A 17,284-nucleotide genomic window follows, 5' to 3' on the forward strand; every position below is an offset into this window, starting at 1 on the left:
AGGTCTCAATATGATTATAACTAAAAACTATAATATGAAGAATCATTCTAGCATAAAAATTGGTGGTGTAGCTAGACAATTTATTGAAATAGAAAATAAAGAAGAATTATATCCACTATTGAAAAATTTAAAAAATTATTTTATAATAGGAAATGGGACTAACCTTCTTTTATCTGATGATTTTTTAGATTTGAATTTTATTTCATTAAAAAAATTACGTAAAATATCTATTATTGATGAAAATAGAATAAATGTAGAAGCAGGTTTAGATTTTCCTCTTTTTCTTAATTATTTAGAGAAAAATAATCTTTCTGGATTGGAAGAATTAATAGGAATCCCTGGTACTGTAGGTGGGCTTATTTTTATGAATGGCGGTGCCCATGGAAGAGAAATTTTTGATTGTATAGAAAGTATTGAAATTTTAGATGAAAAAGGGAATATTTCAATAATAGAAAAAAAAGATTTAAAAATAGGTTATCGTTATACTGAAATAAAAGAACATAATTGGATTGTTCTAAGTGCAAATTTTATATTTCAAAAAAATTTTAATAAAGAATTGACTGAAGAGATAAAAAATAAAAGAAAAAATTCTCAACCACTTGAATTCCCTAATTTAGGTAGTACCTTTAAGAATCCATCTGGTTTTTTTGCAGCAAAACTTATTTCAGAATCTGGTTTACAAGGTCATAAGATAGGGGGAGCTCAAATTTCTACAAAGCATTCTAATTTTATTGTTAATGTTGATGGAGCTACATTTTCAGATGTTACTTCATTAATAAAATTAGTAGAAAAAACTATCAAAGAAAAATATAATATTAACTTAGAAAAAGAAATAATAGTTTTAAAATAAAGGGGGAATACAATTTTGAGAATAGCTGTATTTATGGGAGGAATTTCCTCTGAAAGAGAAATATCTTTAAAAACAGGAAAAGCTATATTAGAAAGTCTTCAAAGACAAGGCTATGATGCTTATGGTATTGAACTTAATCATGAAAATTTACTATCTGCTTTCCTTGAAAATGAATATGACTTAGCTTATTTAGCGCTACACGGTGTCTATGGAGAAGATGGAAGAATACAAGGACTTCTTGATATCTTAGGTAAAAAATATACTGGTTCTGGTATGATTGCTAGTGCTGTATCTATGGATAAAAATTTAACTAAACATGTAGCTGAAAATATAGGAATTCCAGTTCCAAAAAGTTATTCAAAGGAAGAAATTGAATCTATAGAAAAATATCCTATTGTTGTTAAACCTAGTACTGAAGGTTCTACTATAGGACTTTATATTTGTAATAATCTTGAAGAACTAAAAAAAGCTATTGAGTTTTCTGGTGATAAAGATATTACAATAGAAGACTTTATAAAAGGTGAGGAACTTACTGTTGGAGTTATTGAAGGAGAATCTCTAGGAGTTATAAGAATAAAACCAAAAAATGGTCTTTACGATTTTACTTCTAAATATACTAAAGGAATGACTGAATATGAATTTCCTGCTAAAATAGATGAAGATTCTTATAATAAAGCTATGGAATATGCATCAAAAATTCATAAAGCTCTTAATATGCGTGGAATTTCTAGAAGTGATTTTATTTTGAGAGAAAATGAAATTTTCTTCCTTGAAGTCAATAGTTGTCCTGGAATGACTGAAACTAGTCTTGTTCCTAAAGTAGCTACTTTAAAAGGATATTCTTTTGATGATTTAACAAGAAAAATGGTTGAAAATTTTAAATAAATATACTATAGGTGATTTTTTTGGGATTACTTATTCGTTTAAGCATATTTGTTCTATTATCAGTTGGAATTATTAAAACACACAATAATTTTTTTAAAAGAGATGACTATAAAATTAATTCTGTAGAAATAACTGGTTTATCTGAAGAAAAAAAAGATGAATTTTCATTTTTTAAAGATAATTTTTTAGGAGAATCCCTTTTACATATAGATGCTGATAAAATTAAAAATTTCATAAAACAAGATGTCAGAATAGAAGATGTCAAAGTTAATATATCAGATTATAATAAGCTAAATATTGATATAAAAAAAAGAAAACCAAAATATTATTTACAATATAATAATAGTATTTTTTTGATTGATAAAAATAATATTATATACGGTGAAATACATGAAGAAAAAATTTCTAGCCTTCCTTTTATTTTAGTAAAAAATAGCTTTGAAATTTTACCATTATTGGGTATAATAAAGAATATCGAAAATATTTTAAAAGGTAGCATTTCTCAAATATATAAAGTAGATGACAATTGTATTAATATTGTTTTAACAAATGGTTCTATTTTAAAAACTAATGAAAAAGTACCTTTAGAAAAATATGTAATAGGTGAAACATTATGTTTTGGATTATCTAAAAATAAAAAAATAGACTATGTTGACCTTAGATTCCAAGATTACATAGTCAAATATTTGGAGGATAAAAATGGGGAATAACAGTATACACAAGTTTGTTCTTGATATAGGAAATTCAACTATTAAATTATTAGCTGGAGAACTTGATGAAACAGGAAATAAATTAAGAGTTATCAGTTATCAAGAAGTTAAAACTCAAGGAATGAAAAAAAATATTATTGAAAATCCTATTATTTTAAGTAACTGTATCAAAGATGTTGTTAAACTTGTAGAAGAAGAAACAGGGCTTATTGTTGAAAAAGTTACTTTAGGGTATGGGGGAACTAATATTTTCTCAAGGACTAAAAATGTTAAAATTGATTTTAATCAAGAAAAAGTCATAACTAATGAGGATATAGAAAAACTTTATAGTATAGCTTATCATGATTTGTGTAATAACGATGAAGAACTTTTAGAAAGAGAAATTTATAATACAAAAGTCAATAATGGTGGACTTATAAAAAATCCTATTGGAATGGTTGGAAGATATTTCCAAGGAGATGTTCATTTAATTTTTATAAAAAAAGAAAATCTAAATGATTTATTAGAAGTTATTCACAGAGCTGATTTAGAAGTAGAATCTACTATATTAAATTCATATGCAGCAGCTAAATCTACTCTTAAAGAGGAAGATAAAAAAAGTGGTGTTGCTCTTATTGATATTGGTGGTGGAAGTACAGATATCATCATTTACAAAAATAATAAACTTATATATACTAAATCTCTTCCTATTGGAGGATATCATTACCTTAGCGATTTAGGATATATTTATAATGTTTCACTAGAAGAAGCTCAAAGTATTATTTATAAAACAGCAGTTATAAAAGGTAATAAATATATTTTACCTAGTAAGGAACTTGAAATAAAATCTGTTTCTGAAGCAATCAATGCTCGTTCTAGTGATTTTATTGGACTTATTAGAAAAACTATAGATGAATCTGGTTTCCAAGGATATCTTGAAAAAGGTATTTTCTTAACTGGAGGAGTTGCTAAAATGGATGAAATGTACGATTGGATTAATATAAAAATTGGTTACCCTGTAACAAGAGTTAATCCTCTAAGAATAAATGGTATAATAAATCCTACTCCTGAAATGTCTGTATCAATTGGTATTCTTTTAGAAATTATGGAGAAAGAGTACTTAGAAATAAAGAAAAGAGAAAAAGAACAAAATGAAAAAAATACTTCTTCTGAAATAGCAAGTAATGTTACTGAAAATTCTACTGAAAAAAATGCTAATGAATCTGCTGAAAAAATTAATCAAAAAACTAAAAAGAAAGAAAGTTTCTGGAAGAAAATATTTTCTAATTTTATATAAAATATTGGGAGGTTATAAATGTCTGACAACATTGTAAAAATAAAAGTTATTGGAGCTGGTGGAGCTGGTGGAAATGCTATAAACGATATGATAACTACTGGAGTTTCTGGGGTTGAATTTATAGCAGCTAATACAGATGCTCAAGATTTAAGTAAATCTCTAGCTGATGTAAGAGTCCAATTAGGGGAAAAATTAACTAGAGGACTTGGAGCTGGAGCTAATCCTGATGTAGGAAGAGAATCTGCTGAAGAAGATGTTGATAAATTAAAACAACTTCTTGAAGATGCTGATATGTTATTTATTACAGCTGGAATGGGTGGAGGTACTGGTACTGGTTCTTCTCCTGTAATAGCTAGAATAGCTAAAGAATTAGGAATTTTAACTGTAGGTATAGTTACAAAACCTTTTGGATTTGAAGGGGGAAAAAGAAGAAATAATGCTGAAAGGGGAATTGCTGAATTAAAACAATATGTTGACTCTTTAGTAGTTATCCCTAATGACAAATTATTTGAATTACCTGATAAAACAATAACTCTACAAAATGCTTTTAAAGAAGCTAATAATATCTTAAAAATTGGTATTAAAGGTGTAGCTGACTTAATGATTGGAAATGGTCTTATAAATCTTGACTTTGCTGATATTAAAACTACTATGCAAAATTCAGGAGTTGCTGTTTTAGGATTTGGAGAAGGAGATGGAGAAAATAGAGCTATGAAAGCTACTGAAAAAGCTTTAAAATCTCCTCTATTAGAAAAATCAATTTCTGGAGCTAGTAAAATCCTTCTTAATATAGCTGGTTCTTCTGATTTAACTTTAATGGAAGCTCAATCTATAGCTAATATTGTTAAAGAAGCAGCTGGAAAAGACGCTGATGATGTTATGTTTGGTGTTAATATCAATGATGAATTAGAAGATAGAATAGAAGTTACTATTATAGCTAATAATTTCGTTGATGAAATGGAAAAAACTGAACCATTTATCAATATTCAATCAAAACAAGAAAAAGTTTCAACTACTCCTGTTGAGTCAAATACTACTACTAGAAACAATGATTTAGATTTAGATTTACCACCTTGGATTAGAAGCAGTAGATAAAAAAATAAAGAGTATTGTAATATTTACAGTACTCTTTTTTGTTTTTTAATACCATATTTTTCACTTTTATTTTATATTCTTTATTTTTTTATTATAATTTTCTAAAATATAAAAAAATCCTTGATTTTATTATAAAAATATGATATTATAATTAAGGCCCTGCTCAATTAATTTAATTTTTTGGGCTAAAACCATAGGGAGGAGGTAAACAAATGAAAGCTTACGAAATCATGTACATCATCAACCCAACTGTTTTAGAAGAAGGTAGAGAAGCTGTTATGGCTAAAGTTAATGATATCTTAACTGCTGCTGGAGCAACTGTTGCTAAAACTGAAAAATGGGGAGAAAGAAAATTAGCTTATCCTATCGACAAAAAGAAAACAGGATTTTATGTGCTTGTTACTTTAGAAATGGACGGAACTAAATTAGTAGATGTTGAAAGAAAACTTAACATTACTGAAGAAGTAATGAGATATATCATCGTTAAAAAAGACTAGTTTCAAAAAATCTATTATTAAGTAAAAGTTTATTTCAAAAGGAGGTATTTAAAATGGCTGAATTCAGAAGAAGAAGAGCTAAATTAAGAGTTAAAGCTGAAGAAATCGATTACAAAAATGTTGATCTTTTAAAAAGATTCGTTTCTGATAAAGGAAGAATAAACCCATCTAGAGTAACTGGAGCTAATGCTAAGTTACAAAGAAAAATAGCTAAAGCTATTAAAAGAGCTAGAAATATCGCTTTAATTCCTTATACAAGAATAGAAAAGTAATTTAGATAAAAAAAGCAGAAAATAAATTTCTGCTTTTTTTTATTTTTTTGAAAAATAAATGAAAATATTATATTTTATAAAATTAATAATAATTTTTGTAGTAAAAAATATTTTTTATAATTTTTAAAATAATCTAATTATAAAAAATAATACTGTTTAATATAAATAAAGTTTTTAAGAATAGAAAAGTAAAACAATTTAATTATTTTTATAGTAAAATAATTTAAAATAACTCTATATTTTTTTAGTCTATTATATTAGATTCAAAGAATAATTTAGGATTTACAAAAGTAGTTCCTACACTAATTGTAAAATGCAAATGAGGACCAGTAGTAAATCCAGTATTTCCACTTTTACCAACAACTTGTCCCTTTTCTACTATATCTCCAACTTTGACATTAAATTCACTCATATGGGCATAAGCTGAATACAAATTCATTCCATGGTCTATTATTAAAGTATTCCCTGTTGTAGTCAATTTTTCAGCAAGAACTACTTTTCCATTATTTGTAGCTTTTAAAGTTGTCCCAATAGGTACAGGGAAATCCATTCCAGAATGATAACCTACAACTTTATTATTTACAAATCTCATAGCTCCAAAAGTACTACTTATATCATGATATTTTTTGTCTTCAATAGGATAAATAAAATTTCCTGTCCATAATTTTTCTTTTATTGGATTTGATTTTGCTTCAGCTGTTTTATTTGTCATAACTTTCATATTAGATGATGACCTTTTTTCTTTCATAGTATTACTAACAGTAATATAACTTTTTTTGAAATTTCCATCTGTTATTTTTATATCTTTTTTATAAATTAATTGATTTTTATTATAAATTTCTAATGGATAATCTCCCTCTTCTGTAGAATAATGGACAGGAATTAAAGTAATTTTTTTATCATTATGGATAAAAGTTTTTAATTTTGTTTGAGATTTTTTAAAAACAATTTTATAATCCTTTTTTTTAGGATATTCAACTACAAATAACTCTCCTTGTTTTACTGTTTCAGTAGAAATTTTTATATTTTTTTTAGTCATATAAATATCAAAATCTTTGTAAAAAAATATACAAGAAAATATGCTTATGCTCAATAATAAAATTAATATTTTTCTCATAAATACTCCTTTTTCTAGTTTTTATTAGTTTATATTATATCATAATTGGTAGAAAAATATAAAATATATCTTTATAAATATTAATTTATTTGGTATAATTATTACAGATAAACAAAAATAAATGTAAATATTTTTTTTTATAAGAATTGGGGGAAGTATGAAATTATCTGTAGCTATGATAACTTTAAATGAAGAAAAAATATTAGAAAAAACTTTAAAATCTTTAGAAAATATAGCTGATGAAATTGTTATTGTAGACAATGGTTCTACAGATAATACAAGAAATATAGCTGAAAAATATGGAGTTAAATTCTTTGAAGAAGAATGGAAAGGCTATGGTCCCCAAAGAAATTCCTCTATTGATAAATGTTCACATGAATGGATATTAAATATAGATGCTGATGAAGAAATTTCTCCTAAATTAGCTGAAAAAATAAAAGAAATAAAAGAGAAGGAAACTGAAAAAAAGGTTTTTGAAATAAACTTTTCTTCAGTTTGTTTTAATAAAAAATTAAAATATGGTGGTTGGAGTAATCAGTATCACATTAGACTTTTTAAAAAAGAAGCTGGACGTTTTAATTATAATGAAGTCCATGAAGGATTTGAAACAAAAGAAAAAATATATAGATTAAAAGAGGAAATATATCATCACAGTTATGTTTCTTTGGAAGATTACTTCAATAAATTTAATAAATATACAACTTTAGGTGCTTTAGAATACTATCAAAGAGGTAAAAAACCTTCTAATTTTCAAATAATCTTCAATCCTATCTTTAAATTTTTGAGAATGTATATTATAAGATTAGGATTTTTAGATGGTATCGAAGGACTTATGATAGCTACAGCTAGTGCTATGTACTCAATGGTAAAATATTTTAAACTTAGAGAAATTTATAGAAATGGTTCTTATAAAAAATAGAGGTATATATTTATGGATATAAATAAAATAAAAAAAATCATAATTTCTAGAACTGATAAAATAGGAGATTTACTTTTATCTATTCCTAGTTTTTTTATGGCTAGAAAACTTTTTCCTAAAGCTGAAATTATGATACTTGTTAGAAATTATAATTATGATATTGTAAAAAATTTACCTTATATAGATAAGATTTTAAAAATAGATGATTATGATGAAAAAGCTTTAACTGATGAAATAAAAAAATTTAATGCTGATGTTTTTATAGCCCTTTATAATGATAAATTTATTTCAAAGATTGCAAAAATAAGTAAAATTCCCTATAGAATAGGACCTATTTCTAAAATTTATTCTATTTTTGCTTTTAATAAGGGAGTTTGGCAAAAAAGGTCACACTCTATAAAAAATGAAGCTTTTTATAATTTAGATTTAATAAAAAGAATAGATGAGAAAAAATTTGATGAGCTTTATGAATTAAATAGTAAAATCTATTTAGAAAAAGAAAATATAGAAATAGCTAATAAATTTTATTCTGAAAATAAAATAGAAGGAAAAGTTTTTTTAATCAATCCTTTTATGGGTGGTTCTGCTAAAACTATTACAGATGAGCAATATACTTCTCTTATTCAAAAGTTTTATGATAAAGTAAAAGATATAACTGTAGTTATAACTTGTCATATTTCTGAAAAAGAAAGAGGGGAAAAAATTGTAAAAAATATAAGTCGAGAAAAAGTTTTTTTATTTGCTAATGAGGGTTCTGTGTTAAATTTAGCTGCTGTTATTGATAGATGTGATTTATACTTAGGTGGGTCAACAGGTCCTACACATATAGCTGGAGCCTTAAATAAAAAAATAGTTGGAATTTATCCAAATAAAAAAACTCAACATCCTATTAGATGGGGAGTAATAAATAATGAAAATGTAACCTATATTATTCCTGATAGACCAGAAAGAAATGTAGTAGAAAACTATTCAAAAGAGGATAAATATTTTAAATCTTATGATAGTGAAATTGAAAATGAATTATTATTAGCTTTGGAAGAAAAGCTTAAATAAAAGTAGGTGAATATTTTGAGAATATTAATTATACATACAGCTTTTATAGGAGATATAGTTTTATCTACTCCACTTATTAAAAAAATAAAGGATATTTATCCTGATTCTGATATTACCTACGTAACTACTCCTAGTGGAGAAGCTATTTTAAAAAATAATCCTCACTTAAACAATATTATTGTATATGACAAAAGAGGAGAACATAAAGGTTTAAGTGGAGTTTGGCAATTAGGAAAAAGACTTAGATATGAAAATTTTAATATGGTTATAGTGCCTCATAGATATTTAAGAAGTTCTGTTTTAGCTTGGCTTTCTCGTTCTCCTATTAGAATAGGTTATGATATTGCTTCTGGTAAATGTTTATTCACTCAAAAAATTAAATATGATAAGACTAAACATGAAGTAGAAAAACTATTAAGTTTTATTGCTCCAGAAAATAAACAAAGATATGAGATTGAATTGTATCCTAGTGAAAGTGAAAAAGAAAAAATATCTAATATTTGGAAAGAAAATAATCTTGAAGATAAAAAAGTGGTAATTCTTGCTCCTGGAAGTAAATGGTTTACTAAACAATGGCCTGTAGAATATTTTAATGAAGTTATAGAAAAGTTAAAAGTTAATAAAAATATAGGTATTGTTGTTGTAGGTGGTAAAGAAGAGGAAAACTTACCAATAGTAAAAGATGGAGTTGTTGATTTAAGAGGAAAAACTTCTCTTTTACAATTAGCTGATGTTTTATCAAGAGGAGATATTGTTGTTACTAATGATTCCTCTCCTATCCATATAGCTTCAGCTTTTAAAAAACCTAGAATACTTGCAATTTTTGGTCCTACTGTAAAAGAATTTGGTTTCTTCCCTTGGAGTTTAAATAGTAAAGTATTTGAAGTTGAGAATCTAAATTGTAGACCTTGTGGAATTCATGGGGGAAAATCTTGTCCTAAAAAAGATTTTCAATGTATGAAGAAAATATTACCAGAATATATTTTATCAGAAATAAATAGCTATTTAGGATGTGATAAAAATGTATAAAGGGATAATGGAAAAAAAGAGAGTTTTTTTTAATGAATTATCTTCTATTGAATTTTTTGATGCTATAAAAGAAGAAAGATATAGAATTCTAAAAACTTTAAAATCTGACCATAGAAGTATTGTTAAGCTTATACAATTTAGAGGAAAATCATATATATATAAAGTTCCTTTAGAAAAAAATACTAGAAAATGGCAAAGATTCTTGTCTCTTTTTAGAGGCAGTGAAGCACAAAGAGAATTTAAAAATTTAGAAAAAATATTGGAAAATGGTTTTGATACTCCAAAACCTTATTTTGCGTGTGAAATAAAAAAATTTGGAATGGTAGTTGATTCTTATATAATAATGGAGTATATAAACGGAAATGCTGGAGATATTAATAGTTTACCTTTTATTACTGATACTCTTAGTAAAATTCATAAAAAAGGTTATATTCATGGAGATAGTCAACTTTCTAATTTTATTCTTACTAATGATAAATGTTATATAATAGATGCTAAATTTAATAAAAGTATTTTTGGAAAAATAGCTCAAGCTTATGAATTCATATATCTAGAAACTAGTTGTGGGCAAGATATAGGACAATTCTATAATAAAAAAGGTATTGTTTATTTAATAGCTAGAGGTATTGATAATTATCTTATTCTTTGGGGAAGATTTAGAGCTTGGATAAAATCCTTAATAAGAGGAGAAAAAAATATTTCTTCAAGTGATACATCTAAAGAAAATTTCATTGATAAATTTAAAAATAAAATATCTAAAAAGAAATTTAGTCAAAGTTTTTCAAAAGTTTTTAAGAAAAAAGAAAATCAAAATGAAAATAAAGAGAATGATGAAACAAAATCAAATAATCAGGAGGAACTTAAGTGAGAATTTTAATTATTAGACTAAGTTCCATAGGAGATATAATTTTAACTACACCTATTCTAAAACAATTAAAAGAAAAATATCCAAATATTACCATTGATTTTTTAGTTTTAAAAAATTTTAAAGACTCTATAGAAGGAAGTCCCTATATTGATAATTTAATTTTATTTGATAAAAAAATCAATGATGGATATAAAAATATCAAAGAATTTGCAAAAAAATTAAGTAAAAATAATTATGACTATGTTTTTGATTTACATAGAAAATTTAGGTCAAAATTAATTTCTAGTGGAATTAAATCTAAAACTTTTACATATCCTAAAAGAAAAATATGGAAAACTCTATTAGTTAGATTAAAAGTTATAAAATATCATGTAGATGATTCTATTATAAAAAATTATTTTAAAGCATTTAAAATTTTAGATTTAAAATATAAGTTTGAAGATTTACATTTTCCATTTACAAAACAAGATTTAGAAAAAGTAAAAGAATTTGGTGGATTATTTGCTATAGCTCCTGGAGCTTCTAAAGAAACTAAAAAATGGTTACCTGAAAACTTTGGAAAATTGGCAAAAAAATTATATGATAAATATAATATAAAAACCGTTTTATTAGGTGGAAAAGAAGATATAGAAAGGTGTAATTTAATAAATAATGTAAGTGATAATTCTTGTATTAATTTAGCTGGTAAACTTTCTTTAAAAGAAAGTGGAGCATTACTTTCCATATCTAAATTATTAATCACCAATGACTCTGGTCCTTTTCATATAGGAAGAGGGGTTGGGTGTAAAACTTTTGTTATCTTTGGGCCAACAGACCCTAATATGTTTCAATTTAATAAAGATACTACTTTAATTTATTCTCATGAAAAATGTGCTCCATGTAGCCTTCATGGGGAAAAACAATGTCCTAAAAAACATTTTAATTGTATGAATAATATAAAAGTAGATTATGTTTTTAATTTAATAAATAAAAATTTAAATAAGGAGGAATTATAGTGGCAGTAAAAAAAGTTACAACAGAAGTTGTAGATAAAAATAAAGCTCTTGAAAATGCTATAAAACAAATTACTAAAGATTTTGGTGAAGGTTCTATAATGAAACTTGGAGAAAATAAATCTATGAATATAGAAGTTATTTCTACAGGAAGTATAAATCTAGATGCTGCTTTAGGACTTGGTGGAGTTCCAAAAGGAAGAATTATAGAAATATATGGAGCTGAAAGTTCTGGTAAAACAACTATTGCTCTTCATATTATAGCTGAAAGCCAAAAAAAAGGTGGAATAGCAGCTTTTATAGATGCTGAACATGCTTTAGACCCTGTATATGCTAAAGCTTTAGGAGTAGATATTGATGAACTTTTGATATCTCAACCAGATTATGGAGAACAAGCATTAGAAATTGTTGATTCTTTAGTTCAATCTTCAGCTATTGATGTAATTGTAGTAGACTCAGTTGCTGCTCTAGTTCCAAAAGCTGAAATTGATGGTGAAATGTCAGACCAACAAATGGGATTACAAGCAAGACTTATGTCAAAAGCTCTTAGAAAATTAACAGGAACTTTAAATAAATCAAAAACTACTATAATCTTTATTAACCAAATAAGAGATAAAATTGGTGGATTTGGTTTTGGACCTCAAACAACAACTACAGGAGGAAAAGCTCTTAAATTCTATGCTTCTGTAAGACTTGAGATAAAAAGAGTTGGTTCTGTAAAACAAGGTGATGATATAATAGGAAACGAAGTTGTAGTAAAAGTTACTAAAAATAAAATAGCTCCTCCTTTTAAAGAAGCAGCTTTCCAAATTATGTATGGAAAAGGAATTTCAAGAGTAGGAGAAATATTAGATGCTTCTATTAAAGCCAACATTGTTTCTAAGTCTGGAGCTTGGTTTAGTTATGGAGATATAAGACTTGGTCAAGGAAAAGAAAATGTTAAAGCAAGACTTGAAAAAGAAGAAGACCTTTTAGAAAAAATCTATAGTGAATTAAAAGAAAAAGGAGTTAAACTTGCAACTTCTACAAGTGAAGAAGATGAAGAAAATTTAGGAGAAAATATTACTGAAGATGAAAATATTGAAAGTTCAGAGGAATAAAATACTTTTTGAAAATAATGTAGAAATTAGTCTTCAAAAAACAACAATAGATGAATATAAATTAAAAGAGGGAGTAGAGATTGAGAAAGATATTTATCTTAATCTTGTTGAGAGAGCAGCTCTCTCTTTTTCTTATTGGTTACTTGCTAAAAGAGATTATTCTACAAAGGAATTTACATCAAAATTGATGATGAAATATAGAGAAAAAAATATTATTATAAATATAGTTGAAAAATTTAAAGAATTAAATTATCTTAATGATGAGGATTTTGCTCTTTCTTATATCAATTCTCATAAAAGTTGGGGAAATAAAAAACTTGAATATAATCTTTTATTAAAAGGTATAGATAGAAATATTATTCATAGTCTTTTAGAGGATAACATTGAAGAAGAATTAAAAGAAATAGAAAAATTATATATAAAGATGGGTACAAAGGATAAAAAAAAGAAAATAGAAAGTTTAATGAGAAAGGGATTTAAATATGAGCATATTAAAAAAGTAATCTCTTATTTAGAAAATTAAATCATTGATAAAAAAAGGAAGATATGATATTATATAGCTTGATTAATTTTTGAAAGGGTATAAAAATGAGAAATATAAAAATAACATACTCCTATGATGGAAGTGACTTCTTTGGTTTTCAAAGACAAATAGATAAAAGGACTGTTCAAGGTGAATTAGAAAGAGTTTTAAATATTATTTTAAAAAAAGAAATAAATCTTATAACAGCTGGAAGAACTGATAGAGGAGTACATGCTAATGTACAAGTTTCTAATTTTTTTGTTGATGACTCCATAACTATACCTTTAAAAAATTTTCAAAGAGCTTTAAATAAATTATTACCAAATGATATTGATGTATATAAAATGGAAGAAGTCCCTCTTAATTTTAATTCTCGTTTTGATGCAAAATATCGAGCTTATGAATATCTTATCACTTGGAAAAAAAATGTATTTACTAGAAAATATATAACTTATATAAACAAACCTATTGATTGTAAAAAATTTTTAGAAATATTATTACCACTTGTAGGAGAACATGATTTTAATAATTTTAGATTAAAAGATGAAAATAATAAAACAAGTATTAGACAAATACATAAAATTGATGTGTATTTGAAAGATGAAACTACATTGGGAATATATATAGAGGGAAATGCTTTTTTAAAAACTCAAATAAGAATTATTGTAGGAACTGCATTAGATGTATACTTTGGTAGAAAACCTGAAAATTATATTAAACTATTATTAGAAGAACCAAATGTAGAGAGAAAAATAGAGATAGCAGAGCCTTCTGGTCTTTATTTGACAAAAGTAGAATATTAGGGAGTAAAAATGGAAATAAGAGAAGTTTCTATAAAAGATAAAGATATAATGAATGAAATAGTTGAAATGGAAAAGGACACCTTTGGAAAATTTGGTGGAGTTGATTTATGGATATTAAAACCTATTGTAAAATTTGGTAAGGTATTTGTTGCTATAGAAGATGAAAAAGTAGTTGGTGCTGCTGAATTTATGATAGCTTTTGATAGACCTGAAGTTTTTCTATATGGATTTTCTGTTATGAAAGAATATAGAGAAAAAGGAATTGGAACTACACTTTTATTATATTGTGAGGAATATTTTAAACAATATGATAAAGAAACTATATCTTTAACTGTTGACCCTAAAAATATAAAAGCTATTAATCTTTATCAAAGAATAAATTATTTTATTGAAAGTCTAGAAAAAGATGAGTATGACATAGGTATTGATAGATTTATTATGAAAAAATCTTTAACTTCTTAAAAAAAACTTTACTTTTTTCTAATTTTAAATTATAATAATATAAAAATCATTATAAAATGAAAGGAGTACAAATATGAATAATCATGTAGAAGAAGTTAAAGATGTTGGTAGTTTTTTAAAAGAACACGGAATAAAACCATCTTATCAAAGAATGCAAATCTATAAATTTCTTTTAGAAAATAAAATACATCCTACTGTTGATACAATATACAAAGCTTTATGTGATGAAATTCCTACTCTTTCAAAAACTACAATTTATAACACTTTAAATACTTTTGTTGAAAAAGGAATCGTTAGTGTAATAGTTATTGAAGAAAATGAAACTCGTTATGAAGCTAATATGACATTACATGGACATTTTAAATGTAATGATTGTGGAAATATATATGACATTTTCTTAGATACATCTTCTTTAGATTTAAGTCAACTTGATAAGTTCGATATAAAAGAAAAACATATATATTTTAAAGGTACTTGTGAGCATTGCCTAAAAAAAGCTAAAAGTCATAACTAATAGTGATATTAATGGAAAGTAAAGAATTTTGTAGTTGTACAGATTTAAACTGTCCTAATCATCCTACTAATCATGACAAAGGCTGCAATCTTTGTATTTTAAAATGTTTAAAATTAGGTGAAATCCCTTCTTGTTTTTTTAATGATATTTCTAAAGAAAAACCAGAAAATGGAGATTATTCCTATAAAGGATTTGCCAATTTTATATTAAAACATAATAAAAATTAATAAATAGCACGATATATTCGTGCTATTTTTATTTTCTAATAAAGAAAAAGAACTATTACAAATTATTATAAAATGTAATAGCCCCCTTCCTTTAGTTTTAAAAGTTTTGGTTTGTTTACTTATTATTTATTTCTTAAAAGAGCTTGAATTTTAATAGGTAGTCCAAATAAGTTTATAAATCCTTCAGCATCTTTTTGGTTATAAACATTATCTTCATCAAATGTAGAGAAGTCTTCAGAATATAATGAATATGGAGATTCCATTCCTTGAAGTATAATATTTCCTTTATAAAGTTTTAAATTTACAACTCCTGTTACAAATTTTTGTGAAACATCTACAAAAGCAGAAATTGCTTCTCTATAAGTTGTAAACCATTGTCCATTATAAATTAATTTTGCCATATAGTTAGATAAATTTTCTTTAGCTTGAAATGTTTCTCTATCTAAACATAATCTTTCTAATTCTTCATGGGCAAAATATAAAATTGTTCCACCTGGTGTTTCATAAACTCCACGAGATTTCATTCCAACTAATCTATTTTCTACTAAATCTATAACTCCTACTCCATGTTTACTTCCAAGTTCATTAAGTTGTTTTATTAATTCTACCCCTGAAAGAGCAACTCCATTTAATTTAGTAGGTACTCCTTGTTCAAATTCTATAGAGATTGTTTCTCCCTCTTCTGGAGTATCTTCTAAAGGTTTTACCCATTGTAAAAGTTCTGAATAATTAGGTGTATTACTTGGATTTTCAAGTTCTAGACCTTCATGGCTTATATGGAAAAGATTTTCATCTCTACTGTATGAAGAATTTTCTTTAAAAGGTAATTCAATTCCTTTTGATTTTAAATATTCAATCTCTTGTTTTCTAGATTTTATATCCCAAATACGCCAAGGAGCGATAATTTTTATATTAGGAGCTAAAGCTTTTATTCCTAATTCAAATCTAACTTGGTCATTTCCTTTTCCTGTTGCTCCATGAACAATATAGTTAGCTCCTTCTTGTTTAGCTATCTCTACTAAAGCTTTTGATATAACAGGTCTTGCTATTGAAGTTCCTAAAAGATATTTTCCTTCATATTTAGCTCCTGATTTTATCATTGGAAATATATATTCGTCTACTAATTCTTGTGTTTTATCTACAGCATAAAATTTTGATGCTCCACTTTCTTTGGCTTTTTTAGCTACTGCCTCAAAATCATCTTTTTGTCCTACATTTACAGATACTGCTATTACTTCAAAATCATAATTTTCTTTTAACCAAGGTATAATTACTGATGTATCTAATCCTCCAGAATATGCTAAAACAACTTTTTCTTTCATTTTCTTCCTCCATAGATTTATTATAAATTAATTAGTCTTGTGCAAAATATTTTTTCATAAGTTTATCAAAAGTTCCATCTTTTACTAATGATTTATAGGCATCATTAATTTCTGTTGCTAATTCTTTATTATCTTTTCCAACAGCTATTGAATATTCTTCTTTAGCTATATCTGTATTTATTAATTTTAAATTTTTATTAGTTTTTACATAATTTTTTGCTGGTTCTGAATCTAATACAACTGCTTGAACTTTTTTAGATTTTAAAGCCATAACAGCTTCTGAAGTAGCATTAAATCTTTGAACTTCTACTCCCTCTACTTTACTTACAGCTATATCTCCTGTATATCCTAAAACAACTCCAACTACATTTCCTGGTAAGTCATCATAAGATTTAATATTTTTAGATTTTGAATCTTCTGTATTTACTATTATCATTTGACTTGATACAAAATAAGGGTCGGAGAAATTAACAAATTTCTTTCTCTCTTCTGTGGCTGTCATTCCAGCTATAATTACATCTATTTTTTTAGATTGAAGTGCTGGTAATAGTCCATCAAAAGCTATATTTTTCCAAATAATTTCTTTATCTATTTTTTCTCCAATAGCCTCCATTAATTCAACATCAAATCCAACTATTTTTCCATTTTCTAAATATTCAAAAGGTTCAAATTCTGCATTTGTTCCAACATATAATTTGTCAGATTTTCCAAAAGTAACAAGTGATAAAAGTGTCATAATAAGTAAAACTAATTTTTTCATAAAAATCCTC

At 25.6% G+C, this 17,284-nt stretch carries 21 protein-coding genes; 18 read left to right on the plus strand and 3 right to left on the minus strand.

Going from position 1 to position 17,284, the window contains the following annotated elements; translation table 11 throughout:
• Positions 1-10 precede the first annotated feature (10 nt).
• The 7 genes from murB (at position 11) to rpsR (ending at position 5,585) form a co-directional block, all read left to right on the plus strand.
• Positions 11-850, plus strand: a complete 840-nt coding sequence (gene murB, locus HF862_RS05355) for a UDP-N-acetylmuramate dehydrogenase (protein WP_170186888.1) — start codon at positions 11-13, stop codon at positions 848-850.
• Positions 851-865: 15 nt separating this feature from the next.
• Positions 866-1,735 carry a D-alanine--D-alanine ligase gene (locus HF862_RS05360; RefSeq protein ID WP_170186889.1) on the plus strand — a complete coding sequence of 290 codons (870 nt, stop codon included), beginning with the start codon at positions 866-868 and terminating at the stop codon, positions 1,733-1,735.
• A gap of 20 nt (positions 1,736-1,755) precedes the next feature.
• Positions 1,756-2,445: a cell division protein FtsQ/DivIB gene (locus HF862_RS05365; protein WP_170186890.1), complete on the plus strand. Its 690-nt coding sequence runs from the start codon at positions 1,756-1,758 to the stop codon at positions 2,443-2,445.
• Positions 2,435-3,721: a cell division protein FtsA gene (gene ftsA, locus HF862_RS05370; protein WP_170186891.1), complete on the plus strand. Its 1,287-nt coding sequence runs from the start codon at positions 2,435-2,437 to the stop codon at positions 3,719-3,721. Before HF862_RS05365 ends, ftsA begins: the two co-directional genes overlap by 11 nt.
• An 18-nt stretch (positions 3,722-3,739) precedes the next feature.
• Positions 3,740-4,816, plus strand: a complete 1,077-nt coding sequence (ftsZ, locus tag HF862_RS05375; protein ID WP_170186892.1) for a cell division protein FtsZ — start codon at positions 3,740-3,742, stop codon at positions 4,814-4,816.
• Positions 4,817-5,028: 212 nt separating this feature from the next.
• Complete coding sequence (rpsF, locus tag HF862_RS05380; protein ID WP_027128451.1) at positions 5,029-5,313, plus strand: 30S ribosomal protein S6; 285 nt, start codon at positions 5,029-5,031, stop codon at positions 5,311-5,313.
• A 53-nt stretch (positions 5,314-5,366) separates the two neighbouring features.
• The gene (gene rpsR, locus HF862_RS05385; RefSeq protein ID WP_027128452.1) at positions 5,367-5,585 is read left to right on the plus strand and encodes a 30S ribosomal protein S18; all 219 of its coding nucleotides are present in this window, start codon (positions 5,367-5,369) and stop codon (positions 5,583-5,585) included.
• 244 nt (positions 5,586-5,829) lie between these two features.
• On the opposite strand, the gene HF862_RS05390 is transcribed toward rpsR, so the two are convergent.
• On the minus strand, positions 5,830-6,702 hold the full coding sequence (locus HF862_RS05390; RefSeq protein WP_170186893.1) for a M23 family metallopeptidase: 873 nt from the start codon (positions 6,700-6,702) through the stop codon (positions 5,830-5,832).
• Between the two features lie 157 nt (positions 6,703-6,859).
• Here HF862_RS05390 and HF862_RS05395 point away from each other — a divergent pair, with 157 nt between their 5' ends.
• The 11 genes from HF862_RS05395 (at position 6,860) to HF862_RS05445 (ending at position 15,192) form a co-directional block, all read left to right on the plus strand.
• The gene (locus HF862_RS05395) at positions 6,860-7,621 is read left to right on the plus strand and encodes a glycosyltransferase family 2 protein (RefSeq protein WP_170186894.1); all 762 of its coding nucleotides are present in this window, start codon (positions 6,860-6,862) and stop codon (positions 7,619-7,621) included.
• Positions 7,622-7,633: 12 nt separating this feature from the next.
• Positions 7,634-8,674, plus strand: coding sequence for a glycosyltransferase family 9 protein (locus HF862_RS05400; protein ID WP_170186895.1), 1,041 nt, complete (start codon positions 7,634-7,636; stop codon positions 8,672-8,674).
• A gap of 15 nt (positions 8,675-8,689) precedes the next feature.
• Complete coding sequence (locus tag HF862_RS05405) at positions 8,690-9,703, plus strand: glycosyltransferase family 9 protein (RefSeq protein WP_170186896.1); 1,014 nt, start codon at positions 8,690-8,692, stop codon at positions 9,701-9,703.
• Entirely contained in the window at positions 9,696-10,571 is an 876-nt protein-coding gene (locus HF862_RS05410) for a lipopolysaccharide core heptose(II) kinase RfaY (protein ID WP_170186897.1), read from the plus strand. The genes HF862_RS05405 and HF862_RS05410 overlap by 8 nt, the downstream gene beginning before the upstream one ends.
• Entirely contained in the window at positions 10,568-11,566 is a 999-nt protein-coding gene (locus HF862_RS05415; protein ID WP_170186898.1) for a glycosyltransferase family 9 protein, read from the plus strand. The genes HF862_RS05410 and HF862_RS05415 overlap by 4 nt, the downstream gene beginning before the upstream one ends.
• Positions 11,566-12,663 carry a recombinase RecA gene (recA, locus tag HF862_RS05420; protein ID WP_027128458.1) on the plus strand — a complete coding sequence of 366 codons (1,098 nt, stop codon included), beginning with the start codon at positions 11,566-11,568 and terminating at the stop codon, positions 12,661-12,663. The genes HF862_RS05415 and recA overlap by 1 nt, the downstream gene beginning before the upstream one ends.
• Entirely contained in the window at positions 12,635-13,186 is a 552-nt protein-coding gene (locus HF862_RS05425) for a regulatory protein RecX (protein ID WP_170186899.1), read from the plus strand. Before recA ends, HF862_RS05425 begins: the two co-directional genes overlap by 29 nt.
• A gap of 59 nt (positions 13,187-13,245) precedes the next feature.
• Positions 13,246-13,989, plus strand: a complete 744-nt coding sequence (gene truA, locus HF862_RS05430; protein ID WP_304205749.1) for a tRNA pseudouridine(38-40) synthase TruA — start codon at positions 13,246-13,248, stop codon at positions 13,987-13,989.
• Between the two features lie 9 nt (positions 13,990-13,998).
• Complete coding sequence (locus HF862_RS05435) at positions 13,999-14,451, plus strand: N-acetyltransferase (protein ID WP_170186901.1); 453 nt, start codon at positions 13,999-14,001, stop codon at positions 14,449-14,451.
• A 73-nt stretch (positions 14,452-14,524) separates the two neighbouring features.
• Positions 14,525-14,965 carry a Fur family transcriptional regulator gene (locus HF862_RS05440; RefSeq protein WP_170186902.1) on the plus strand — a complete coding sequence of 147 codons (441 nt, stop codon included), beginning with the start codon at positions 14,525-14,527 and terminating at the stop codon, positions 14,963-14,965.
• Positions 14,966-14,976: 11 nt separating this feature from the next.
• A complete protein-coding gene (locus HF862_RS05445; protein ID WP_170186903.1) occupies positions 14,977-15,192 on the plus strand; it encodes a DUF6485 family protein in 216 nt (71 codons plus the stop codon).
• A 122-nt stretch (positions 15,193-15,314) separates the two neighbouring features.
• Here the strand turns inward: HF862_RS05445 and HF862_RS05450 are convergent, their stop codons facing one another.
• Positions 15,315-16,514 (minus strand): argininosuccinate synthase, encoded by a 1,200-nt coding sequence (locus tag HF862_RS05450; RefSeq protein ID WP_170186904.1) that lies wholly within the window; start codon positions 16,512-16,514, stop codon positions 15,315-15,317.
• A gap of 31 nt (positions 16,515-16,545) precedes the next feature.
• On the minus strand, positions 16,546-17,274 hold the full coding sequence (locus tag HF862_RS05455) for a basic amino acid ABC transporter substrate-binding protein (RefSeq protein ID WP_170186905.1): 729 nt from the start codon (positions 17,272-17,274) through the stop codon (positions 16,546-16,548).
• Positions 17,275-17,284 lie beyond the last annotated feature (10 nt).

This window comes from Fusobacterium sp. FSA-380-WT-3A (genome assembly GCF_012843705.1).
Lineage (GTDB): Bacteria > Fusobacteriota > Fusobacteriia > Fusobacteriales > Fusobacteriaceae > Fusobacterium_B.